This is a genomic window from Winogradskyella jejuensis (genome assembly GCF_900129745.1).
GTDB lineage: Bacteria > Bacteroidota > Bacteroidia > Flavobacteriales > Flavobacteriaceae > Winogradskyella > Winogradskyella jejuensis.
In genome coordinates this window covers 542710-566859 of record NZ_FQWS01000001.1, presented here as the reverse complement: position 1 = coordinate 566859, position 24150 = coordinate 542710, and the positions used below count along the sequence as shown (strand labels likewise).

Annotated in this window: 22 protein-coding genes; 9 read left to right on the top strand and 13 right to left on the bottom strand. The window is 34.3% G+C overall.

The annotated features are described in order from the left end of the window. The first annotated feature begins 130 nt into the window (after nucleotides 1-130). Entirely contained in the window at nucleotides 131-1231 is a 1101-nt protein-coding gene (wecB, locus tag BUB95_RS02790; RefSeq protein ID WP_073082732.1) for a non-hydrolyzing UDP-N-acetylglucosamine 2-epimerase, read from the top strand. On the opposite strand, the gene rpe is transcribed toward wecB, so the two are convergent. The 5 genes from rpe to rpsO all read right to left on the bottom strand — a co-directional run bounded on the left by rpe (nucleotide 1221) and on the right by rpsO (nucleotide 6253). Beyond that, nucleotides 1221-1883, bottom strand: coding sequence for a ribulose-phosphate 3-epimerase (rpe, locus tag BUB95_RS02785; protein ID WP_073082728.1), 663 nt, complete (start codon nucleotides 1881-1883; stop codon nucleotides 1221-1223). The genes wecB and rpe overlap by 11 nt on opposite strands. After that, nucleotides 1880-2290 (bottom strand): BLUF domain-containing protein, encoded by a 411-nt coding sequence (locus tag BUB95_RS02780; RefSeq protein ID WP_073082725.1) that lies wholly within the window; start codon nucleotides 2288-2290, stop codon nucleotides 1880-1882. Before BUB95_RS02780 ends, rpe begins: the two co-directional genes overlap by 4 nt. Nucleotides 2291-2475: 185 nt before the next feature. Continuing rightward, the gene (locus tag BUB95_RS02775) at nucleotides 2476-3339 is read right to left on the bottom strand and encodes a sigma-70 family RNA polymerase sigma factor (protein WP_008270568.1); all 864 of its coding nucleotides are present in this window, start codon (nucleotides 3337-3339) and stop codon (nucleotides 2476-2478) included. A gap of 167 nt (nucleotides 3340-3506) precedes the next feature. Further along, nucleotides 3507-5768 (bottom strand): polyribonucleotide nucleotidyltransferase, encoded by a 2262-nt coding sequence (locus BUB95_RS02770; RefSeq protein WP_073082723.1) that lies wholly within the window; start codon nucleotides 5766-5768, stop codon nucleotides 3507-3509. A 215-nt stretch (nucleotides 5769-5983) separates the two neighbouring features. Continuing rightward, entirely contained in the window at nucleotides 5984-6253 is a 270-nt protein-coding gene (rpsO, locus tag BUB95_RS02765; RefSeq protein WP_073082720.1) for a 30S ribosomal protein S15, read from the bottom strand. 258 nt (nucleotides 6254-6511) lie between these two features. On the opposite strand from rpsO, the gene BUB95_RS02760 reads away from it, so the two are divergent. After that, nucleotides 6512-7354, top strand: coding sequence for a hypothetical protein (locus BUB95_RS02760; RefSeq protein ID WP_073082718.1), 843 nt, complete (start codon nucleotides 6512-6514; stop codon nucleotides 7352-7354). Nucleotides 7355-7407: 53 nt separating this feature from the next. Here BUB95_RS02760 and accD read toward each other — a convergent pair whose 3' ends face one another. The 3 genes from accD to tamL all read right to left on the bottom strand — a co-directional run bounded on the left by accD (nucleotide 7408) and on the right by tamL (nucleotide 12229). Continuing rightward, nucleotides 7408-8265 (bottom strand): acetyl-CoA carboxylase, carboxyltransferase subunit beta, encoded by an 858-nt coding sequence (accD, locus tag BUB95_RS02755; protein WP_073082715.1) that lies wholly within the window; start codon nucleotides 8263-8265, stop codon nucleotides 7408-7410. A gap of 207 nt (nucleotides 8266-8472) precedes the next feature. Next, nucleotides 8473-9540 carry a class II fructose-bisphosphate aldolase gene (gene fbaA / locus BUB95_RS02750; protein WP_073082712.1) on the bottom strand — a complete coding sequence of 356 codons (1068 nt, stop codon included), beginning with the start codon at nucleotides 9538-9540 and terminating at the stop codon, nucleotides 8473-8475. Between the two features lie 115 nt (nucleotides 9541-9655). After that, nucleotides 9656-12229 (bottom strand): translocation and assembly module lipoprotein TamL, encoded by a 2574-nt coding sequence (gene tamL / locus BUB95_RS02745; RefSeq protein ID WP_234969230.1) that lies wholly within the window; start codon nucleotides 12227-12229, stop codon nucleotides 9656-9658. A 124-nt stretch (nucleotides 12230-12353) separates the two neighbouring features. Between tamL and BUB95_RS02740 the strand changes: the two genes are divergently transcribed. Beyond that, nucleotides 12354-13082 carry a TrmH family RNA methyltransferase gene (locus tag BUB95_RS02740; protein WP_073082710.1) on the top strand — a complete coding sequence of 243 codons (729 nt, stop codon included), beginning with the start codon at nucleotides 12354-12356 and terminating at the stop codon, nucleotides 13080-13082. Here the strand turns inward: BUB95_RS02740 and porT are convergent. Both porT and ubiE read right to left on the bottom strand, forming a co-directional pair. Next, the gene (gene porT / locus BUB95_RS02735) at nucleotides 13075-13788 is read right to left on the bottom strand and encodes a type IX secretion/gliding motility protein PorT/SprT (protein WP_073082707.1); all 714 of its coding nucleotides are present in this window, start codon (nucleotides 13786-13788) and stop codon (nucleotides 13075-13077) included. The two genes, BUB95_RS02740 and porT, sit on opposite strands and share 8 nt — an antisense overlap. Before the next feature lie 2 nt (nucleotides 13789-13790). Then, the gene (ubiE, locus tag BUB95_RS02730; RefSeq protein ID WP_073082704.1) at nucleotides 13791-14522 is read right to left on the bottom strand and encodes a bifunctional demethylmenaquinone methyltransferase/2-methoxy-6-polyprenyl-1,4-benzoquinol methylase UbiE; all 732 of its coding nucleotides are present in this window, start codon (nucleotides 14520-14522) and stop codon (nucleotides 13791-13793) included. 134 nt (nucleotides 14523-14656) lie between these two features. Between ubiE and trkA the strand changes: the two genes are divergently transcribed. From trkA to BUB95_RS02705, 5 genes are all read left to right on the top strand, one after another. After that, nucleotides 14657-16006 carry a Trk system potassium transporter TrkA gene (gene trkA / locus BUB95_RS02725; RefSeq protein WP_073082701.1) on the top strand — a complete coding sequence of 450 codons (1350 nt, stop codon included), beginning with the start codon at nucleotides 14657-14659 and terminating at the stop codon, nucleotides 16004-16006. A 12-nt stretch (nucleotides 16007-16018) separates the two neighbouring features. Further along, a complete protein-coding gene (locus tag BUB95_RS02720; protein WP_083573301.1) occupies nucleotides 16019-17512 on the top strand; it encodes a TrkH family potassium uptake protein in 1494 nt (497 codons plus the stop codon). A gap of 197 nt (nucleotides 17513-17709) precedes the next feature. Beyond that, nucleotides 17710-17961 carry a hypothetical protein gene (locus BUB95_RS02715; protein WP_073082696.1) on the top strand — a complete coding sequence of 84 codons (252 nt, stop codon included), beginning with the start codon at nucleotides 17710-17712 and terminating at the stop codon, nucleotides 17959-17961. Nucleotides 17962-18059: 98 nt separating this feature from the next. Next, nucleotides 18060-18314: a hypothetical protein gene (locus BUB95_RS02710; protein ID WP_073082694.1), complete on the top strand. Its 255-nt coding sequence runs from the start codon at nucleotides 18060-18062 to the stop codon at nucleotides 18312-18314. Nucleotides 18315-18328: 14 nt separating this feature from the next. Then, nucleotides 18329-18589, top strand: a complete 261-nt coding sequence (locus BUB95_RS02705) for a hypothetical protein (RefSeq protein WP_073082691.1) — start codon at nucleotides 18329-18331, stop codon at nucleotides 18587-18589. Here the strand turns inward: BUB95_RS02705 and BUB95_RS02700 are convergent. Then, on the bottom strand, nucleotides 18581-19765 hold the full coding sequence (locus BUB95_RS02700) for a pyridoxal phosphate-dependent aminotransferase (RefSeq protein ID WP_073082687.1): 1185 nt from the start codon (nucleotides 19763-19765) through the stop codon (nucleotides 18581-18583). The two genes, BUB95_RS02705 and BUB95_RS02700, sit on opposite strands and share 9 nt — an antisense overlap. A 19-nt stretch (nucleotides 19766-19784) precedes the next feature. Next, nucleotides 19785-20888, bottom strand: a complete 1104-nt coding sequence (locus tag BUB95_RS02695; protein ID WP_073082684.1) for a fatty acid desaturase family protein — start codon at nucleotides 20886-20888, stop codon at nucleotides 19785-19787. 140 nt (nucleotides 20889-21028) lie between these two features. On the opposite strand from BUB95_RS02695, the gene rsmG reads away from it, so the two are divergent. Continuing rightward, nucleotides 21029-21655 (top strand): 16S rRNA (guanine(527)-N(7))-methyltransferase RsmG, encoded by a 627-nt coding sequence (gene rsmG, locus BUB95_RS02690; protein WP_073082680.1) that lies wholly within the window; start codon nucleotides 21029-21031, stop codon nucleotides 21653-21655. Nucleotides 21656-21700: 45 nt separating this feature from the next. On the opposite strand, the gene BUB95_RS02685 is transcribed toward rsmG, so the two are convergent. Continuing rightward, entirely contained in the window at nucleotides 21701-24067 is a 2367-nt protein-coding gene (locus BUB95_RS02685) for a T9SS type A sorting domain-containing protein (protein WP_073082677.1), read from the bottom strand. Nucleotides 24068-24150 lie beyond the last annotated feature (83 nt).

Genomic DNA, 24150 nt, shown 5'->3' with positions numbered 1-24150 from the left:
TTAATTAAGACTTCAATTTTCACCAAAAATGAGCCAGAGGAGAAATCCTCTGGTTTTTTTATTTGTAGTCAAAATAGTTGTTCTAAAAGTGTAAATTTGAAAAGCTTAATTTTTTAGCTTAAAGTCCAATATGTATAGAATTACAATAGTAGCAGGAGCGCGCCCCAACTTTATGAAGATTGCACCTATTATAGGTGCTTTAAATAAAGCGAAAGATACTGGAGCAGATTTAAGTTATCGATTGGTACATACGGGACAGCATTACGATAAAAATATGTCTCAAAGCTTCTTTGAGCAATTGGCAATACCAGAACCAAATACTAATCTTGAGTGTTCTGGAGGTACGCAAGCTGAGCAAACAGCGAGTATTTTATTAGCTTTTGAAAAAGAGTTGAATAGCTTTCCTGCAGATTTAGTTATTGTTGTTGGCGATGTAACATCTACCATGGCATGTACACTTGTGGCTAAAAAACTAGATATTAAAGTAGCTCATGTTGAAGGCGGTATTCGCTCCGGTGATATGACCATGCCTGAAGAAGTCAATAGGATTGTGACAGATAGTATTGCCGATTATTTCTTTACAACGTCGGAATTAGCAAATAAAAATTTATTAGAAGAGGGTAAAGCAGAAAAACAACTGTTTTTGGTGGGTAACACCATGATAGATACACTTTTGAACAATAAAAATAGATTTTATAAGCCCTCAATTTGGAATACATTACATCTTGAAGCTCAGCATTATATTGTTTTAACCATGCATCGCCCTGCAAATGTTGATGAAGAGCGTAATCTTGAAGTGATGTTGACTGAAATCATAAAGCAAACAAGAGATTTGCCAATTGTATTTCCAGCGCATCCAAGAACGCAAAAAATATTATCACAGTTAGATGTAGATACTAAGCGTCTTTGTATTGTAGAGCCTTTAAGTTACTTAGAGTTTAATTATTTAGTCCATAACTCTAAAGCAGTAATTACGGATTCTGGTGGTATTACAGAGGAAGCTTCAATTATGAATGTACCATGTTTAACACTTAGAGATAATACAGAACGCCCAGAAACGATTGAGTTAGGTACAAACGAATTAGTAGGCACAAATCCTCAGAATCTTAAGTCTTATTTAGAAAGACTCTTCGACGGTCAATGGAAACAAACACAATCTATTCCATTTTGGGATGGGAAAACTGCTGAGCGTATTGTTAGTGTAATTACAGAAAAGCTAATTAAGAATTAGCCAAACGCTTCAAATTAGCAATCGTTTCTGGCTGATTGTCACTTTTAAAAACGTGACTTCCCGCAACAAAAACATTCGCGCCAGCATCAGTAAGTTTTTTTATATTTTGGTCCGTTACACCACCATCAATTTCAATAAGTGTATCTAAGCCTTGCTCGTCAATCATTTTACGTAGCTTCTTTACGCGATTATAAGTAATGTCTTCGAATTTTTGCCCGCCAAAACCTGGATTTATGGACATAAGTAATACCATGTAACATTCTGGCAAAATATCTTCTAAAACAGAAACGGGTGTTGTTAGATTCAAGACAATTCCAGCTTTACAACCTACAGCTTTTATTTGTCTAAGAGTACGATGAAGGTGTACAGTACTTTCATGATGTACAGTAATAATATCTGCACCAACTTTTGCAAATTCTTCAATATAACGCTCAGGTTTTTCTATCATTAGATGCACATCTAATGGCTTGGTAGCATGTTTTTTAATAGCAGCAATCACTGGCATTCCGTAAGAAATGTTTGGTACAAAATGTCCGTCCATAACATCAATATGAAACCAATCGGCATCACTATTATTCACCATTTCTGTATCACGTTGAAGATTGCCGAAATCTGCAGCTAACATAGAAGGTGCTATTAAACATTTACTCATTTGTTGTTGTTTAAAAAGTTGGTTGTTAATTTAATTAATTCGTCTGCAGGTAAATAATCCGCATTTTTTATCCAATTGAAGTACAAATATAGTTTTTTCATACTGGTAAATCTTTGGAAAACATCAAATTTACCACTGTTATAGTCTTTGAATATTCTTCCTTCAATTTTAGTGTCCAGTAATCTAATTACTCCAGTATGTCTAGAATCTACTTTTATTTTTTCATACAATTCATCAACTTTTTCTTCTTCTCCTTCTAGGATTTGGAAAAAGTGTTTGTTTTTAATGATTAAGAGTCCAGTGACATCATGAATTTTGTTTTTTTTGTTGACATCATTGATTAACTCGTCAATGTCATTTTTGCTGAGGTCTTTAGAAAAGTTACTAATGTAGCAAATAGCCTTCATTTTTGATTGGGGGGTTAGGCAAAGCCCAATTTACATAAAAAAGTGAAACCCCGGTAATCAGCCGGGGTTTCTTTCATCAATCAAAAAACGAACAGTTATGTTTTGTAACTGTTGTTACCGAAATTTAGTCGTAAATCGTGTTGTAATCTAACAAAAATTAATTGAAAATTAAAATAACGATATTACTATCCTAAATAGGTTTTTAATATTTTACTTCGTGAGGTGTGTTTTAACCTACGAATTGCTTTCTCTTTTATCTGTCTTACACGCTCACGAGTAAGATCAAATGTCTCACCAATTTCTTCTAAAGTCATTGGGTGTTGGTTACCTAAACCAAAGTATAGACGAATAACATCTGCTTCACGAGGTGTTAATGTTTCAAGCGCACGCTCAATCTCTGTTCTAAGAGATTCGTGTAATAAATCTCTATCAGGATTCGGAGACTCACCACTACGTAATACGTCGTAAAGGTTAGAATCTTCACCTTCAACAAGTGGTGCATCCATTGATACGTGGCGGCCAGAATTTTTCATAGACTCCTTAACATCGTTAATAGTCATGTCTAATTCTTTTGCAATTTCTTCTGCCGATGGCGGACGCTCATGACTTTGCTCTAAAAAGGCAAAGGTTTTATTGATTTTATTAATAGAACCAATCTTATTAAGCGGTAAACGCACAATACGCGATTGCTCAGCCAAAGCTTGTAAAATAGATTGTCTAATCCACCAAACGGCGTATGATATAAATTTAAAACCACGAGTTTCATCAAAACGTTGTGCAGCTTTAATCAAACCTAAATTACCTTCGTTAATTAAATCTGGTAATGTTAATCCTTGGTTTTGATATTGCTTAGCTACAGATACAACGAAACGTAAGTTTGCCTTTGTTAACTTCTCTAAAGCAATTTGGTCACCAGCTTTAATACGCTGTGCCAATTCTACTTCTTCGTCTGCAGTAATAAGGTCTACTTTACCAATTTCTTGTAAATACTTGTCTAATGAAGCGGTTTCTCTGTTAGTAACCTGCTTGGTAATTTTAAGTTGTCTCATGTAAAATTATGTGTGCAATTTTTGGGGCAACACGATGTTGCGCTATAGTTATACGTAAAAAGCACATGTTTTGTTACAAAAGTTTTAAAATAATTTTAATCACTACTTTATTTCTAAAAAAGCCCAACATCACTGTTGGGCTTTTAAATATTAAAAGTTAAAAGAAATTAATTTTCCTTATTATCTTCTCTTGGTTTTCTGTCGTCTCTGCGGTTGTCTCTATTACGATTATCGCGTCCACGGTTATCTCTACCTCTATTATTATCACGACCATTACGGTTGTTTTCTCTTGGAGGTCTAGCTACATAACCTTCAGGTTTTGGTAAAATAGCTTTACGAGATACTTTCTCTTTCTTTGTTCTAGAGTCAATACCAAAGTACTTTACATCAAAAACATCACCCATGTTTACAACATCAGACACGTTTTCTGTACGTTCCCAAGCGAGTTCGCTTACGTGTAATAAAACTTCATTTCCTGGAGCTTCAGTGTATTCTACAACAGCACCAAAATCAAGCATTTTTATAACTTTTACTTCGTAAACACTACCAACTTCTGGTTTAAATAGTAAAGAATCAATCTTGGCCATAACCATATCAATACCTTTACTACCAACACCAAGAACTTCTACAATACCTTCTTCTGTTACTGGGTCTTCGTTAATAACAATAGTTGTATCCGTTTCTTTTTGTAATTCTTGGATGACTTTTCCGCCTGGGCCAATTAAGGCACCAATAAACTCGTTAGGTATACGACGTGTTACCATTGTAGGTGCGTGTTCCTTAACTTCTGCATTAGGTTGAGCAATGGTATCAGTCAATTTCTCTAAGATATGTAAACGTCCTTCACGTGCTTGTTTTAGTGCATTTACTAAAATCTCATAGCTTAAGCCCTTTACTTTAATATCCATTTGGCAAGCCGTAATACCATCTGCGGTACCTGTTACTTTAAAGTCCATGTCACCTAAATGATCTTCATCACCTAGAATATCAGATAATACAGCATATTTATCACCTTCAGAAATTAATCCCATAGCAATACCAGAAACAGGTTTCTTTAATTGTACACCTGCATCCATTAATGCCATTGTACCAGAACATACTGTTGCCATAGATGACGAACCGTTAGATTCTAATACTTCTGATACAACACGCACTGTGTAAGGACAATCATCTGGTACCATACCCTTAAGTGCACGTTGTGCTAGGTTACCGTGACCTACTTCGCGACGGGATGTTCCGCGGATTGGACGCGCTTCACCTGTTGAAAAAGGAGGGAAATTATAATGTAAATAGAAACGCTCTTCACCTTCAAAAGATGGCATATCTATTTGGTTTGCTTCTCTAGATGTTCCTAAAGTTACAGTGGCTAATGCTTGAGTTTCCCCACGTGTAAAGATGGCAGAACCGTGAGTAGATGGTAAATAATCTACCTCACACCAAATCGGTCTGATTTCGGTTGTTTGACGACCATCTAAACGTAAACCTTCATTTAGGGTTAAATCTCTAATAGCTGTTTTTTGAGCTTTTGCTACATATTTATGAATAAGTTTCCCTAAATCGTCTTGCTCTTCTTCTGAGAAAGAATTGAAAACTTCTTCTTTTATTTCAGAAAAAGCAGCTCCTCTTTCATGCTTAGAAGACCCTGCTTTTGCAATAGCATAGGTTTTATCATAAACCATATCATGAATCTTAGCTTTTAAGTCTTCGTCTTCACGTTCTGGTTCGTATTCGCGTACTTCTTTTTTGCCAACAGCTTCTGCTAGTCTAACTTGAGCAGCACACTGCACCTTAATTGCTTCATGAGCAAACTTTATAGCATCAGCCATTTCTTCTTCAGAAATCTCATCCATTTCACCTTCTACCATCATTACAGAATCAGCAGAGGCTCCTATCATCATGTCAATATCACATTCTAATAATTGGTCTTGAGTTGGGTTGATGATAAATTCACCATTAATACGTCCAACTCTAACTTCTGATATAGGTGTTTCAAACGGAATATCTGATAATTGAATAGCAGCTGAAGCCGCTAATCCTGCCATAGCGTCTGGCATAACTTCTGAGTCATGAGACATTAATTGAATCATCACCTGAGTTTCAGCATGGTAATCTTTTGGGAATAATGGTCGTAATACACGGTCTACTAAACGCATAGTTAATACTTCACCATCACTTGGTCTTGCTTCTCTTTTAAAGAAACCACCAGGGTAACGACCTGCTGCTGCAAATTTTTCTCTGTAATCTACAGTTAATGGTAAAAAGTCAACATCTGCAGAGTGGTAGTTAGAAACTACAGTACACAATAGCATACATTTTCCTGATTGTACAACAACAGAACCATGCGCCTGTTTTGCTAATTTTCCGGTTTCAATAGAGATTTCTCTACCGTCGCCAAGGTCAATGACCTCTTTGTAAGTCTTTGGAATCATAAATTTTTATTCTTGCTTTTTATTTCCAATAGAAATTGAAGTCTATTGATAAAAAGCTTCGTTAAACAATGGTCGTTGTGTTGTTGTTGTGTGTAGTTGTGTGTTAGACCAATGAAAAACTGTATTTAGCTTCTTCAACTCGAATGTTATACGCTTTCGATTGCGTTATATGATAATAAAAAACCACGCTGTTAGGCGTGGTCTCTTTATTTAGATTATTTTCTTAATCCTAATTCTTTAACTATCGCACGATATCTTAAGATATCTTTCTTAGTTAAGTAGTCTAGTAGAGCACGACGCTTTCCTACTAGTTTTACTAACGAACGCTCAGTGTTATAATCTTTACGATTTTGTTTTAAGTGCTCTGTTAAGTGGTTAATTCTTGCAGTAAATAATGCAATCTGTCCTTCAGCAGAACCTGTGTCATTTGCGCTTTTACCGTGTTTTGCGAAGATTTCAGCCTTCTTTTCTTTTGTAACGTACATGCTAATATTTATGTAAATGATTGTTATGTATTCTGAAAGTCGTTCTTTCAGGCGGCAAATATAGGAAAAATTAAAGATTTACAAGTCTTTAATACAATTATTTAGAGTTTTCGATGAACGGTATTAAACCTTTTTAAAAATACAAGGTCTTAAAATCATGTTAACAAACAAAAATATTAAATACTTTATCTAAAATCTTAGTGCGCAGAGGATTGTAAAGTATTTGAATTAACCATTAATAACTTAAACAAATTGATTATGAAACATTTTAATAAGATTTTAAAAAGCATTTTGGCTTCACTAATTATTGGATTGGCATTTAATTCTTGTTCTGATAATGATGAACCTATACAAATTGATAATACCTCTCAAGACACTTTAGAATTGGCTAGGGCTTCTGAGGTTGATGCAGCAAGCTCCTCTCTTGAGGATATGGTTGTCGAAGTTTTTGAATATGACTTAGCAAATCCTACCGGTAGGATAGTACCACCAGCTTTACCAGATTGCGTTACAATAACTGTTATTGCAGAACAGGGCTTTAGAGAAGTGACTGTAGATTTTGGTGACGAAGGTTGCATTGTACGAGGACACGTTCTCAAAGGGAAAATTATTTTCTCATACACTAGAGATATTGAAGCGATGGAGACTTTAATTACCTATAATCTAGAAGATTTTTATTTCGATAATAAAAATATTTTAGGTAGCAGAACTATTCTAAGAGAAAAAGAAAACGATAATGGCAATCCCCAGTTTACGCACACTTTAGATTTAACTGTGATTTGGCCAAGTGGTGTGCAAGCATCAAGAACAGGAAGCAAAGTTAGAGAATGGGTTGAAGGTTTTGGTAGCGGTATTTTTAGCGATAATGTATTTGAAGTTACAGGAAATTGGACAACAACTTTTGTAAATGGAAACACGCATACTTACGAAGTATTAACACCACTTCGTCGAGAGGTGATTTGCACGTACTTTGTAAGTGGTACAATAGACATACAACGTACAAATTTTGGAGGGATTTTTGATTACGGTACTGGTGATTGTGATAACGAAGCCTTGTTTACCTTTAATGACGGTACAGAAATTACAATTACTTTGAATTAGTTTAGTTTATAGTTGAGTTTAAATGAAAAAGCGAGCCAATTGGCTCGCTTTTTTTATGCTCTTAGAGGTTGATTCTTTATTAAATCAATATAAAGATTCACCTTGTTTTTTAATTCTTTTCGATGCGTGATGAAATCCAAAAAACCATGTTCTAACAAAAACTCTGATGTTTGAAAACCTTCAGGAAGTTCTTTTCCAGTGGTGTCTCTTACAACACGAGGACCAGCAAAACCAATTAATGCGCCTGGCTCAGAAATATTAATATCTCCTAACATCGCAAATGATGCGGTAGTGCCTCCAGTAGTTGGGTCTGTACATAATGAGATGTATGGAATTCCTGCATCTGCTAATTGTGCCAACTTTGCAGAAGTTTTTGCTAACTGCATTAAAGATAAAGCAGCTTCCATCATACGCGCACCACCAGATTTGCTTATAATCATAAAAGGCAATTTCTTTTTTAAAGCATAATCAGCAGCACGAGCAATCTTCTCACCAACAACACTACCCATAGAGCCTCCAATGAATGAAAAATCCATACAAGCAATAACTAAGTCTTCACCTTTAGATTTACCGACTGCTGTTCGTACAGCGTCTTTGAGATTGGTTTTTGCTTGAGCCGCTTTTAAACGGTCTGGATATTTTTTAGTGTCTTCGAATTTAAGAGGGTCTTTTGAAGTTAGGCCTGCGTCAAGTTCTTTAAACTTGTTGTCGTCAAATAAAATTTCAAAATACTCTTTACTTCCAATCCTTACGTGGTAGCCGTCTTCTGGACTCACGTAAAAATTCTTTTCAAGTTCTTTAGTGTCTATTATTTTTCCTGTGGGAGATTTATACCAAAGACCTTTAGGGGTGTCTTTCTTTTCTTCAGTTGAGGTCTGTATACCTTTATCTTTTCTTTTAAACCAAGCCATGTTTTAAATTACGATTTTGGATTAGCGATTTTAGATTGACTCTAAACTATTATCAGTTAGTCTGAAATAAATTCAGCATACAAAATTAGGCATTTTATAATAACTGTTCAACATTTAGAGTATTATGCTTAAGGTAGTGATTGTAAATTGAAAAACCCTGTTTCAAATTACTGTGAAACAGGGTTTTAAATGTGTTAAAAAATAGTACTATAAAGTATTTACGTTATTTAAGTCTTCAAAAGCTTTTTTGAGTCTTGCTACAAATGCATCTTCACCTTTGCGTAACCACACACGAGGGTCGTAATATTTTTTGTTAGGAGAATCAGGACCATCAGGACTTCCTATTTGCGTTTGTAAATACGCTTCTTTCTCACTCATATAATCGCGTACGCCAGACATAAAGGCGTATTGCATATCTGTATCGATATTCATTTTTATAACACCGTAACCAATAGCTTCTCTAATTTCTTCTAGTGTAGAACCAGAACCACCGTGGAAAACAAAATCAATATGGTTATGAGGTAAGTTATATTTTTCTGTAATATATTCTTGAGAATTTTTAAGAATCTTTGGAGTTAGTTTTACATTTCCTGGTTTGTAAACACCGTGGACATTTCCAAAGGCTGCTGCTACTGTAAATTGGTCACTTACTTTACTAAGTTCCTCGTAAGCATAGGCTACTTCTTCTGGCTGCGTGTATAGTTTAGACTCATCTACATCACTATTGTCAACTCCATCTTCTTCACCACCTGTAATGCCTAATTCTATCTCTAAAGTCATACCCATTTTGCTCATACGCGCAAGGTATTCTTTACAGATTTCAATATTTTCTTCTAAAGGTTCTTCACTTAAATCAATCATGTGAGAACTAAAAAGTGATTTACCTGTTTCCTTAAAGTGTTGCTCACTGGCATCTAATAAGCCATCAATCCAAGGCAATAATTTTTTGGCACAATGGTCAGTATGTAAGATTACAGGTACACCGTAAGCTTCTGCCATAAGATGTACATGTTTTGCTCCAGCAATACTACCTGCAATTGCAGCTTTTTGCCCTTCGTTGCTTAATCCTTTTCCAGCATTAAATTGGGCTCCGCCGTTAGAAAATTGGATAATAACAGGAGAATTTAGGGCTTTAGCAGTTTCTAAAACGCCATTGATGGTATTAGAACCTATAACGTTTACTGCAGGTAAAGCAAATCCTTTTTCTTTTGCAAGCTTAAAAATTTCTTGAACTTCGTATCCTGTAGCTACGCCAGGTTTTATTGAGTGACTCATGGTTTTTTATTGAAAATTATGATTTCAAAAATACGCAAATTCCCTCATTTTGAACCGTTATAAAACAGCAAATTATAGAAATTTATACGAAAACGATATCGCTTGTGCTATCTTTTTAGAAAGGATAATTAATACCAATATTGTAAGTGGCATTAGTGAAGTTGTAGTTTGTAAACCATCTGTTTCCCATTTGTAGAGATGGGTCATAAGTCTTAAAACCAATATCACCTCTTAGAACAAAAAATGTAAAATCATAGCGTATTCCAAAACCACTACCAACTGCTATGTTTCTTAGTGATTTTAAACTGGTAAATGTAGATTCTGGGTCGTCTTCAACGTTTCCAAAGGCATTCCAGATATTACCAGCATCAACAAAAAGTGCACCATCAAAATTGCCAAAAAGATTGAAGCGTTGCTCCAGACTAAAATGTAATTTCAGGTTTGCTTCATTAAATTCATTCGTGTTTTGTGAGCTGCCTGGTCCAAGGTTGTAAGCTGTCCAAGCACGATTATCGTTTGGACCTCCTGCAAAGAAACTTTCTACAAAAGGAATGTTATTGGAGTTTCCAAAAGGAATAGCCATACCAAAGTAGCCTCTAAAGGCTAGAACACTCTTTTTCCCTCTTAAACCAAAATACTTTACATAATCCAATTCGGTTTTGAAGTATTGTGAAAAAGGAACGTTTAAAACTTCATAACGACCATCTGCATTTTTATCAAAACTAGCCAGCCTAGAAACACCCGATAAGAGATTTCCTGCAAGTTCAACATGGTATTTAAATGTTGAAAAATTATTATCTGATAAATCTGTTCTTGTATCTTTCTTATAGTCAAAACTTGAAGAAATGATAAGGTTGTCTTCCGTAAGACGATCTTGTCTTTGCTTAATATTGTTTACATCTACAAAAGCATCATCACCAGCTGAGAGACTTGTATTTCCAATAAGTACATCATTAATAAAAACGTCAGCTGGCGTAAACTGATTTTGAAGCGTCTCGTCTCTCAGTTCATCATTCGGTCCAATATAATTAATGTTTCTAGCGATGTCATTTAAACGGTTAAAAGAATTTGAATAGACTCCAAAATAGTTATTGACATTAAGGTTGCGTACATACTGCACATTAAAGAGTTCTAGATTGTTAGTTACCTTTTCTGAGGGAAACCAGTTGTAGGCAAAAATACTTGAGAGTGTCTGCCTATCTAGACCTATATTTTGTTGACTGGTTGCTGCTATATTTATTTTGGTGTTTGGAGACATGGTTTTTGGAATAATTTTATCCGTGTTCATCGGAAAAAATATTCTAGGAATGGTTAATCCCACAGAGCCACCAAACTCGTTGATGTCAAAAAACGAATCGTCATCGTTACCTGCGTCTTTTGATGCACCAATAGAGCCTAAAGCAGAAATATCCAATGTTTCTGCACCTCTAAACACATTTCTAATTTTTAGACCTGTACTAAATGCAAATCCTACGGTTTGAATGTTACTTTGTGAAACATCAAAAGAGAAACCCAATTCGTATTTCTTTCTAGGCGATAAAAATATGTTAGCGGTGAGTGTAGAGTCCACCTCGTTAGCTACAAAATCTACACCTGGATATCTGAACATTTGTAGTTGATTGAGATGCCTTGAGGTAATAGTACGATTTATATCTCTGTAGATATCTCCTTTTTTTATAAAAATGGCATCAGTTAAGGCTTTTGGTTTAAATTTTAATTCTTCAAAACTGTATATGTTATAACCATTGTAAGTGGTACTATCTTTAATTTGGTTGCCTTCAATTCTGTTTTCATTAGATGCATCAGTATAGATGTTTACATCTTTAATAGTATATATTTTAAAAGGTCTAGTTCTTGTAGAATCACCATATCTTATAGTTCTATTACCAATGAATAATTCTGTATTGTAAGTGTTTCGAGATTTAAAAGTATCTATCTCAAAACGTACATAGTCTTGTCCAAAAAAGAAAAGTCCAGAGTTACGCATCAAAGTGTTTAGACGCGAACGTTCTTTTGTAAAGTTGTCTTCATCGTATTGTTGGCCCTCTTTGAGAAAAGACTTGTTTTTGTTGGCTTGGTAAATAGAGTCAACGACTGGAGTTTTAATATCTGTTTTTAGAGTGTCTAAAATACTTGGCGAATTTTTAGTAACAGAGTATTTTACTTTAGCTCTTTTATTAGAGTCACGTTCAATAGTATAATCAACTTCGTTGTAGAGCCAACCTCGTTTAAAATAATAGGAGCGAAGTCGGTTTTTTGTCTTTTCGGTTTTGTCTTCGTTTAAAATTGTGGGTGCTTCTCCGATACGCTTTAACCACGAGTTAAAATTGCGACGTGCCTGTAATTCTCGTTCTAACTGCTTTTTTGAAAGTATTTTTGTTTTACGTTTTACTTTAGAAGAATCATCATAGATTTTTGCTTGAAGTATGGAGTCGATATTTGGCCGAGCCAAATTATACACATGTAGTTTTACTGGTATTCCTAAAAGCGGAACTGTAGTATTTGGCTTTTGAAGTGGTATATTATTAACGCGCTCTTTTTTTGTAACCTTACCATCAACTTCAATTTTATTCTCAGTAAGTAGATATTGATTGTCTTTGACGCGTTTTACCGTATTACAGGACACTATCAAAATCAATAATAACAAAGCGCCTATAGCTTTTATTGATTTTAATTTTGATGTTACCAATTTATACGGTTTTAGATTCAATGCAAAAGGCAATTTTCTGATAATGATAGGACATTGCAAATATTAGTACAAAAAAGTCTTAATTTGCCAGTGTTATATTATTAACAAATGTAAATACATTTTAATGTTATCAAAGAATCAGATAAAATTAATTAAAAGTTTATCCCAAAAAAAATTCAGGAGTCAACATGGTTTATTTACGGTAGAAGGCGTTAAAGGGATTACGGAGTTTATAAATTCTTCATTTCAACTTAATCATATCTATACTACTGATGCTATTTTTAATGTCGATGATGAGCATTTTTCTATAATTTCTGATACTGATTTAAAGAAGATAAGTCAACTTAAAAGTCCTAATACAGCTTTAGCTGTTTTTGAAATTCCAGAAGCAAAATCCATAGATACTTCTCAGCTTATTGTAGCATTAGATGATGTACGAGACCCAGGAAATTTAGGTACTATTATTAGATTGTGCGATTGGTTTGGGATTAAAGATTTGGTTTGCAGTAAAGCCACTGTAGATTCGTATAACTCCAAGGTAGTACAAGCAACAATGGGCTCTTTAACTCGTGTTAATGTAAGTTATATTGACTTAGAAAATTTTATTTCAGGTTTTGAAGGTGATATTTTCGGAACTTTTATGGATGGCGAAAATATTTACAGCGCCAATTTACCCAACCAAGGGGTGTTAATTATGGGTAATGAGGCTAATGGAATTTCAAGAGCAATAGAAAATCTTGTCAACAAAAGATTGGCTATACCAAGATTTGGAACTCTAAAAGCTACAGAAAGTTTGAATGTTGCTACTGCAACAGCCATTTGTTTAAGTGAGTTTAAACGAAAGGCTATCTAAAGGTAAAGTTGATAAAAATTCCGCGAGTTTTCATCGACGTAATATTGCCTGTCCAAGGACTATTTGGGTCTATATCTCTAACAACTTCGTCATTTATAGCAAATACACCTCTAATAGAAGGTGTAAATTTGAAATATAGAAGGTATAAATCTATTCCAAAACCAATTTCGTAAAAGTAATTATTAGTGGTCATTCTAAATTGTCCACCACTATTGTCACTTGGGTTTTCTTCGTTACTGGCTAAATTTAGGGCTGTAGAAACACCGCCAACGATAAAGGGTCTAATGTTATTGATTCGGTTTGTAGAAAACTTAAGGAGTAAAGGTAGGTGTATGTAAGTAGATTTAGCTTCTCTCAATAAATCCGATGGATTAAAACTTTGTCCATCAAAGTAGCTTTCGTCATAACGTAAATTTCTGGTTGTAAAATATACACCAGGCTCAAAACGTAAATTAAGATGATTGTTTAATCGTAAATCTCCTGTAAGCCCTACTTGAAATCCAGTAGTGTTATCTACTAAGATATCTTCGAGATTACGCTCGTATTCAAATTTAAAATCGTAACTATTAAAACCTAAAAAATAACCCCAAGACACAATTTTTTTGTCCATATTCTCAAGGTTAATAATTTTCTTTTTGGTAAAAAGTTGTGCAAAACTAGCATTGCAGCTTAGTAAAACAGCTAAAACAATAATTAATTTCTTCATACTTAGGCCTTCGATGCGGTATATATGGTTGCGACACCAAATGTTTGTGGTTTGTCTTTGACATTAATAAACCCAGTTTGCCTTAAAATATTGTTCAATTCCTCACCAAAAGGAAAAACGGAAGCAGATTCACTTAAATATTTGTAGGCGCTTCGGTCTTTAGAAAAGACTTTGCCAATAGTAGGTAAAATAAATTTAGAATACAATTTATAGCCTTGTTTGTAAGGTGTTTTTGTGGGTACAGATGTTTCTAAAATTACAAAAATACCGTTTGGCTTTAGTACACGGAGTATCTCAGAAAGGCCTTTTTCAAGATTCATAAAATTTCTCACTCCAAAAGCTACAGTAATTGCATCAAACGAATTATCAGCAAATGGTAAATCTTCAGAATCACCAATAAGCATTTGTATTATACCATCTAGACTTTTAGACTTTATTTTCTTTCTGCCAACCTCAAGCATACCGTCACTAATGTCTAAACCAATAATTTCTTTGGCTGAGGTTTCTGTTAGACTTATAGCCAAATCGCCAGTGCCTGTAGCAATATCAAGGATGTTTTCAGGATTAGTTTCAGCAACTAATTTCACAACTTTATTACGCCATTTTATATCTATACCAAAAGAAATAACTCGGTTAAGCCCATCGTATTCTTCAGAAATGGTATCAAACATTTTTGTGACTTGTTCTTTCTTGTCAAGCTCACTGTTTTTGTATGGTTTTACGTTATTTGGCATCAAAAAAATTTTTGCAAATATAATCTATTCTTGAGAGTTGAATGGTTAATAACTACATAATTATATTGGTTTCAAAACTGTTGTTAAGGCTAAAATAAGTGTATATTTGTATGTTTTTTATCAAATAAATGTAGATGAAAATTATAATTGCCGGAGCTGGTGAAGTTGGGTTTCATTTGGCAAAATTACTGTCCTACGAGTCTCAAGAAATTACATTAATAGACAATCAAAAAGATAGCTTAGCATATGCTGGCGAAAACTTAGATATAAAAACCATTAAAGGTGATGCAACCTCAATTGCAACCTTGAAAGATGGACGAATAGAAGATTCCGAGCTTTTTATAGCAGTTACTTCTTCAGAAACTACAAACATTACAGCTTGCGTTTTGGCCAAGCAATTGGGAGCTAAACGTACGATTGCACGTATTTCTAATACGGAGTTTATTGATAATAAAGAAGAGTTAGGTTTTTCAACATTTGGGATTGATGAGTTGATTTCTCCTGAATCTCTAGCGGCTTCAGAAATTGAATTACTACTTAATCAATATGGTTTTAACGATACGTATGAGTTTGAAGATGGTAAATTAACTATGTTAGGTTTGCGTTTATCGCGTACAGCCACATTTATAGGTAAAACTGTTAAAGAAGCTGCAGAATTGTATTCAGAATTACATTTTATTCCTATTGCTATTCAGCGCTACGGTACTCAATACACCATAATTCCCAGAGGAGATACGATTTTTAAGGAAGGTGATAAGGTAGTTTTTATTACTTCTAAAGGTGGAGATGAAGAATTGTTTGAACTCTCAGGTAAAGTTAAAGTAGGTATTAAAGACGTAATGATTCTTGGTGGAAGCCAAATAGGATATAAAACGGCAAAAGACCTCTGCAAAAGTAAGTTTAATGTAAAGCTTGTTGAGAATCGTCAGAATGTTGCCGAAGATTTAGCAGACGAGTTACCAAATGCGCTTATTATATGTGGCGATGGACGTAATGTAGATATTTTAGATGAAGAAAATATTTCTCAGATGGATGCCTTTATTTCGGTAACTGGAAATTCTGAAACTAACATCATGTCTTGCCTTTTGGCAAAATCTAAAGGTGTAAAAAAGACCATTGCTCTAGTTGAAAATATGGACTACTACCAGTTGTCGCAGTCCATAGGTATTGATACACTCATCAATAAAAAGCTTTTGGCTGCAAATACTATTTTTAGATACATTCGTAAAGGTGAAGTTGTAGCCATGACGAAGCTAACCAATATGAATGCCGAACTTCTAGAGTTTGTAGTCAAGCCAAACTCAAAAATTACAAACCGAAAAATAAAGGATTTAGATTTCCCGAGGTCTGCCATTTTTGGAGGTGTCATAAGAAATGGTGAGGGTCTTATTCCGTTAGGTGAGTTTGTTATAGAGGCAGGCGATAGAGTAGTTGTCTGTTGTTTGCCTCGTTCTATCGCTGAAGTCGAAAAGTTTTTTGCATAGTCTATGGCAAGAATGACCCTAAATTATAAGATTATCTTCCATTTTTTGGGATTGTTACTTCTCTTCAATGGGGGTTTTATTCTTTTAGCTACACTTATAAGTTTAATATACAAAGATGGTGTTACCTTAGAGTTACTCCTTTCAGGGTTTACTATTCTTCTTATCGGAGCCTTTGTGATGTTCAATACGCGGAATCACCGTAAAGAGATGAACAAACGCGAAGGTTACATCGTTGTCACCTTTGGTTGGTTGGTGATGTCACTATCAGGAGCATTACCCTATATGGTTACAGAAGCCATTCCGACATTTACAGATGCTTTTTTCGAAACCATGTCTGGTTACACCACAACAGGCGCTAGTATATTAAATGATATTGAAATTATACCCAAAGGCGTATTGTTCTGGCGTAGTATGACGCATTGGATTGGAGGTATGGGTATAATTGTTTTAGCTATAGCTATTCTTCCACTTTTAGGGATTGGAGGTATGCAGTTGTTTGCTGCTGAAGCTCCTGGTCCTGGTGGCGATAAGTTGCACCCAAGAATCACAGATACAGCTAAGCGATTATGGTTGATTTATGTTGGATACACTGTTGCTGAAACAATTCTACTGCAAGTCGCAGGAATGTCTTTTTTCGATGCTATTAATCACGCCTTAAGTACACTATCAACTGGTGGTTTTTCTACTAAAAATGCTAGTGTTGCCCATTGGAATGGTAATCCTGTTATTCAATATATTATTATAACCTTTATGTTTTTGGCAGGAACAAACTTTGTTTTGAGCTATTTTGCATTCAAAGGAAAAGTTCAGAAAATTATAAAGGATGACGAGTTTAAGCTCTACTTTAAGTTCATAGCTGTATTTACTGTAGTAGCGGCTTTAATCATATATTTTAGAGCAGATGTATCTCAATCTTCTATAGAACATCCCATGGTGCTCGGAGAGTTTGAAAGCGCTGTAAGACATGCTTTATTTCAGGTCTTAGCAATAGTGACAACTACAGGCTTTGTTACCGCAGATTATACGATGTGGACACCATTTTTAACGGTGTTCTTCTTTGGATTAATGTTTTTAGGAGGCTCAGCGGGAAGTACTTCAGGAGGTATAAAAGTGGTGAGGCACTTGGTGCTCATTAAAAACGGCTTTTTAGAATTTAAGCGCGCATTACACCCCAATGCTATTCTTCCTGTACGTTATAATCAAAAGTCAGTGTCTAAAGATATTGTGTTCAATATTCTTGGTTTCTTTATTACTTATATGCTGCTCTTTATTTTTGGAGCGCTAGTGTTCTCTATGTTTCAGATAGATTTTACGTCTGCAATTGGTCTTTCGGCCTCAAGTTTAGGTAATGTTGGACCGGCTTTAGGTGACTTTGGGCCTGTTAATAATTACGCCGCATTACCACCATTAGGAAAATGGTGGGCGTCATTTTTAATGCTTTTAGGACGTTTAGAATTATTTACTGTTCTTATATTATTGACTCCTTTTTTCTGGCGAAACAGATAGTTTTTCCACCTCATTTTCGATATAATTTTTGTTAAAACTGAAAAATTTTTTAAAAATTTCAATTTTGAGCTAGCCTATATTTTTACTGATAATTCTGAATATTAGGTTTTGGTTTAGAGGTGTTTAGGGAGATATACTGTGTAACATTTTTGAAATGGCCTCGTCATATAAGCATAACCAACAAATTTTTATCAATCATGGAATTAGTAGTAAACACTTTTGAAACAGAACCATTACCAGAACCCAGAGAAACGTTTGTATATGCAAACGAACCTTTGTTAAACTCTAACTACAAAGCAGCGGAGAAACAGAACTTCATCAATTCTAACAATCCGTCAGTTTTTGGAATGAGACAGCGACTAAAATTCAAACAATTTAATAGCGTGAATGCTATTGGAGTCATCTTAAAACTATCAGTATTTGTAATTGCATTAACTATGATATTTTAGACAATCAATATATTCTACAATTATTTGGAGCTGCTTTTTATTCTAAGATAATAAGCAGCTTTTTTATCATTATCTAACCTTATTTAAAATCTAAGATTATGGCATCAGCATCTATGAATACTATTATTAATAACAATAGAAAACTTTTACCAAATCGTGAAAAATTTAAGAATAGATTAGGTGGATATAAACCAAATAAGAAAACAGAATATAACTTACCTAAAGCTTCAGCGAAGCAATTACGTGATATTAGAAAACGTATGCAAGCGGAAAGAAAGATATGGATGTTAAAAGCTATGGCCTTGACAATAATAGTGTCTACAATATCAGTTGCACTTATGTTTTTAATGTAATAAAGTGATGAATTATGCCTTTAGGAGAATCAATGTTAAGTACTATAAGAAGTAACAAAAGTATTAGGATAGATAAGTCTAAACACTTTAGGAAAACTAAGAGTGTCTATGGTGAAAATTCTAAAACAGAATATAATTTTCCTGAAGCTTCACCTGAATTACTTGAAAAAATTAAAGAACGTATTCAAAAAGAAAACAAAAAAACCAGAACAAAAATGGTTGTCATTTCTACTGTTCTGGTTGTAGTTGTTTTAATACTTCTTTTTCTAATTTAAAGCCGCTTTAATTCGCTTTATAGCTTCAATAATTTGTTCTTGAGAAGCCGCATAAGAAATTCTGATGCAGTTGGGGTTACCAAAGGCTTCACCAGTTACTGTAGCTACATTGGCGTGCTCTAGCAAATACATCGCAAATTCCGAAGCATTATTAATGGTTTGCCCATTAAGTGTTCTTCCAAAATAAGCGGATACATCTGGAAAAACATAAAAAGCGCCTTCTGGTTCGTTACAAGAAAATCCTTCAATTTCGGCTAATAAACCTAATATTAATTGACGACGTTCTTTAAACTCATCAATCATATATTGTACTTTATCTGGAGTTGCTTCTAAAGCCGCAATTACAGCGCGTTGTGCAATACAGTTTGCACCACTAGTGACTTGTCCTTGTATTTTGTTACAAGCTCTCGCGATTTCAGTCGGTGCGCCAATGTAGCCTATTCGCCAGCCTGTCATTGCAAATGCTTTAGAGACACCGTTAACCGTGATAGTTCTTTCAAACATATCATCAAACTGTGCCATACTACAATGACCACCTATAAAATTGATATGTTCGTAAATTTCATCAGAAACCACATAAATATTTGGATGCTTTTGAAGTACATCTGCTAAAGCCCTTAGCTCGTCTTTACTATAAACAGAGCCACTAGGGTTACACGGAGAACTATACCAAATCATTTTGGTTTTTGGCGTGATAGCAGCTTCAAGTTGAGTAGGTGTCATCTTAAAATCATCAGTAATTGATGTTTTAACCTCTACTGGAACACCTCCGTTGAGTTTTACAATATCACTGTAGCTTACCCAATACGGACATGGTAAAATTACCTCGTCACCATCATTAAGCATTACCGATGCTATATTGTATAAAGATTGTTTTGCGCCTGTAGAAACTACAATTTGTTGGCGATTGTAGTTTAAGTTATTATCACGTTTAAATTTTGTGATTATTGCATCTTTCAGTTCTGCATAGCCATCAACAGGTGTGTAACTATTGTAATTGTCGTTAACGGCTTGTATAGCGGCATCTTTGACAAAATCTGGGGTGTTAAAATCGGGCTCTCCTAAGCTAAGTCCTATAATATCTTTTCCTTCTTCTCTTAATTCTCTCGCTTTAGCAGCCATTGCTAAAGTAGCTGAGGTCGATAGACTATTAATTCTATCCGAAAGTTGGTTCATGCGTGTTGGTTGTGTAAGATTAAGCAGGCATAGCTGGTTTCATTCCCATTTCTTTTAGAAACTTAAAATGTGCAGCAATGGCCTTTCGTGTTGTTTTATATTCTTTGTATGGTAAATTAAATTCTTTAGCTGTTTCTTTTACGATTTTAGCAATTTTCCCATAGTGAATATGACTAATGTTTGGAAAAATATGATGCTCTACTTGGTGGTTAAGTCCGCCAGTATACCAGTTTACTAACCAGTTTTTAGCTCCAAAGTTTACTGTAGTTTTAAGTTGGTGAATAGCCCAAGTGTTTTTCATTGTGCCATCTTTTTCTGGCATTGGCATTTCAGCTTCATCCATAACATGAGCTAGTTGAAATACAACACTTAAAATCAGGCCTGCAACATAGTGCATGATTAAAAAGCCAATAACCACTTTATACCATGCTAAATCTGTTAATACAATAGGTATCACAATCCACATTGCCACATAGATTAACTTAGATATAACCAACTTACTCCAATTTGCTACTGGATTAGGGAATTTACCATAAGACAATTTTCGCTTCATGTAGCGATACATTTGCTGAAAATCTGTAGTAATAGCCCAGTTAATCGTTAAAAGTCCGTAAAGAAATATTGAATAATAGTGTTGAAATCTATGATGCTTGCGCCATTCTGCGTGTTCAGAAAAGCGTAAAATACGGCCCGCTTCTAAATCTTCATCATGCCCATGAATATTTGTGTAAGTATGGTGTAATACGTTGTGTTGTACTTTCCAGTTGTAGACATTTCCCGCCAATATGTAGATACTACTTCCCATTAAACGGTTAACCCATTCTTTGTTTGAAAAAGAGCCGTGGTTTCCATCATGCATTACATTCATACCAACACCAGCCATTCCTATGCCCATCACTACAGTAAGTAATATTTGAGCCCAAGTAGGTATATCTAATGTTAATAGTAAAAAATAAGGTGATAAAAACAAAGCAAACATCACAATAGTTTTAATCCATAGCTTGTAGTTTCCTGTGCGTTTTATGTTGTTTTCTTTAAAATAATCGTTAACACGTTTGTTAAGCGTTCTAAAGAATTTTGCTGAATCTTTTCGGGAGAAAGTAAGTGCTTTTTGGGTATTCATAGGTATTATTTTTATACTTAACGCTAAAGGTTTTTATTAAGTATGTATAAAACAAAGATAACTAATAATTGTTCTCTCAGTTAGCCCTTTGGCTAATTTTATGAAGTTTTAAATTTAACTATTTTTGCCAAAACTAAGATATGGAACTCATCCTAAAATATTTCCCTAATTTAACGGAGTTACAAATTCAACAATTTGAAGCATTATTGCCTCTTTACAAGGACTGGAATGCCAAAATAAACGTTATTTCTCGTAAAGATATCGATGAATTGTATTTGCGTCACGTATTACACTCACTAGCAATCGCCAAAGTAATGCCATTTGCAGGTGGGTCTTCTATTTTAGATGTTGGTACTGGTGGCGGATTTCCTGGGGTGCCATTAGCAATTCTATTTCCAGAATGTCAATTTCATTTGGTAGATAGTATAAATAAAAAGCTGAAGGTTATTAACGGCGTCGCTGAAAGTTTAGAACTTAAAAATATAAAAACCACGCACAGTAGAGCAGAAGCTATAGATGAACAATTTGATTTTATAGTAAGTCGTGCAGTAACGGCAATGCCAGAATTTACCAAATGGGTAAAAGGAAAGATTTTGAAGCGTCAACAAAATGAATTTAAGAACGGTATACTTTATTTAAAAGGAGGAGATTTGTCAGAAGAGTTAAAGCAATATACTACTGTAAAATTATTTTCACTAACCGATTATTTTGAAGAAGATTTTTTCGAAACCAAGAAGGTAGTGTATTTACCGTTAAAACATAAATAAGAAGAGCTCCAACCGGAGCTCTTCTTTTATATTGAACAGTGATATTTATTTGTTTACGATAAACTTTGTTGCAAATCTAGAATTGTCTTCTCCTAAAACTTCAAGAATATAGAATCCTGAGTTTAAATTAATAGGAATTGAAATTCTATTACTCAACAAAGTATTTGTCTTAAACACTATCTTTCCTGTAAAATCAATGATACTTATATCCGCATTTTGATTTTGATTGGATAATAATATTAACTTATCATCAATAGGATTTTTTTCAAATTTAAAAACTAAATCATCTATCTCTTGGTTACCCAAGGTCATATTTCTAATTTCCTGAAGTGCAAAATCAACATTGCTCTGATTTAAAGAAACATGGTTTTCATTATCATCTGGCATATACCATGCGTCAAAAGGAGTTTCGTTATCAACTGTTCTTTGTGTTGTTAAATTTGTGGGTATGTGATACCAATCTATTTCACCATCATTACTCAATGCCATGGCGCTTACAGTTGGTATGAAATTAAAAACATCTGTTGTTAATCCATCTAAAAAACCTGTAATAACTGGGTCAGAGCCTAAGTCCCCTGTAATTCCTCCGATGTCAAACAGTCCACCGGGAGCTGCATCTATACCGTCAGAAAAGCTGTTAGCTTCTACGTTGGAGCTAGCTGTAAAGTCGCAAAAGCAAAGGAAAGGTGCGTCAATAAAGACAAATCCTGTTTGGTTTTCTTGTTCGGCAAGCGGTGTAAATCGAGAGAAGAAATCTGCATCTGCACTTGTGACACCACTACCAATTTGTAAAGTTTCAATATCAATAGATAAAAAGTCTGGCTCAATATCCATACCATTTTTATCTTGATAAGGGTTACCAATTCCGCTACCATTTATAATAGATACTTTTCTTAGGTTTTCAGGGAATCCACTTGACGTTAAAGCGTTCATAGCATCATAAAAAATCTGATGCCAAGGATGAGCTATTGGTAACTTTAAATTTGGGTCAAATTGTGTTCCTGAAGTAATATGCGCATCAAAATGATCTGTGAGCATTTGCTTAGCAGCGGCAGACCTAAGAAAATCATCAACAAGAGGTCTCAGTGCCTCTATACTTTGGTCACCACCAAGACCACCTAACTGTAGACCGTAGGCAATTTTGTTAAAAAGATATTGAAAACCAATAGGGACATTTGCGCCTAAGTGTGGTGAGTCAAAAGAAATCCATAGTCTAGTATCTGCATTAATACCTGAGTTTTCCATAAAATTTAAAGCATATCTAGATATAATGCCTCCCATGCTAGGGCCTATTATAACATTTTGTTCTGCAGAACCTACTTTGCTTGAATTTATGATTTCTATTAATTCAACAAGCAACATTGCATTTCTTTCTATAAAATCAGCACCACCATCTATAACTTCGTTATCAGAAGTTCTTGTATACACAGGGAAATTTAGAATGACAACATCAAAACCCTCGGCTCTAACAACATCAGCTAGATTAGAGCTGGTGCCAGCATCATCAAAATTTAATAAATCGTAAATACCAGTAATGTCTCTAGTATCACCCGGATCAAAACCATCGACTAAAAATATTGGCTTATCTAGAACGTTATCGTCACTTAAAAAAATCTCATATTCTCCAGTTCCAATATCATTATTTTCTCCATAAGGCGCAAGATTTGGAGGAGCAGTGTTTGTAGATTGAAACGTTGTTATTACTCTGTTGAAATAGCTATTTAATTCTTCGTTTGAATAGTTAATTTTTAAAGATGATTGGCTTCTTTTAGTAGAGCCATCATTAAAATTTATTAAAAATGTTAGAAGTTTTTCTCCGTCAGAGCTATAAACAACTTCAAAATTTGAATTAATAGTCACATCTTTAAAACTTTCTCCATTATCAAAATCTATTTTGATATTAGTTATTTGCTTGGAAGTGGTGTTAATTATATTCTCATCATATAAATTAAAATTTACTTTTAAACCTTTGTGTTTTGACCTCAGAGGCGTAATTATTGAAATCTCTTTTTTGTTAAAAACTGAAGAATCAGTATTTGTTTTAATGATATAGCCTTCTTGGTCTATCGCTACATTACCATTATCTAAAGCATCTGGTTTTATGACTTCAAAGTCACTTATTAAAGCTGCTAGAGAAATACGGTTGTTTTTATAATCTTCTTCTGACTTAAGTTTGTAATTTTCGATGTCTTGAAAACGATTTTCTAAATCTCGCTCAGCTAAGCTTTTATATACTTGAAAAAACGTGTAGTTAGTATTGATGTTAGATTGGTATTCTGAAATATCAATCATTGGAAAGGAAGAAAACAAAATTGCTGTTTCCATATCGGTTTTATCTAATCTTTGTAATCTATTTTGTGCGTACCCGAGATTGAATACAAAAATTAATAACAGAATATAAAGTTGTTTCATTTTTTGTTGATTATAGTTGTGATGTTTATAAAGTTATAAAGTTTTTAGCAATAAAAAAACCTCAGGAATTGTGCACTGAGGTT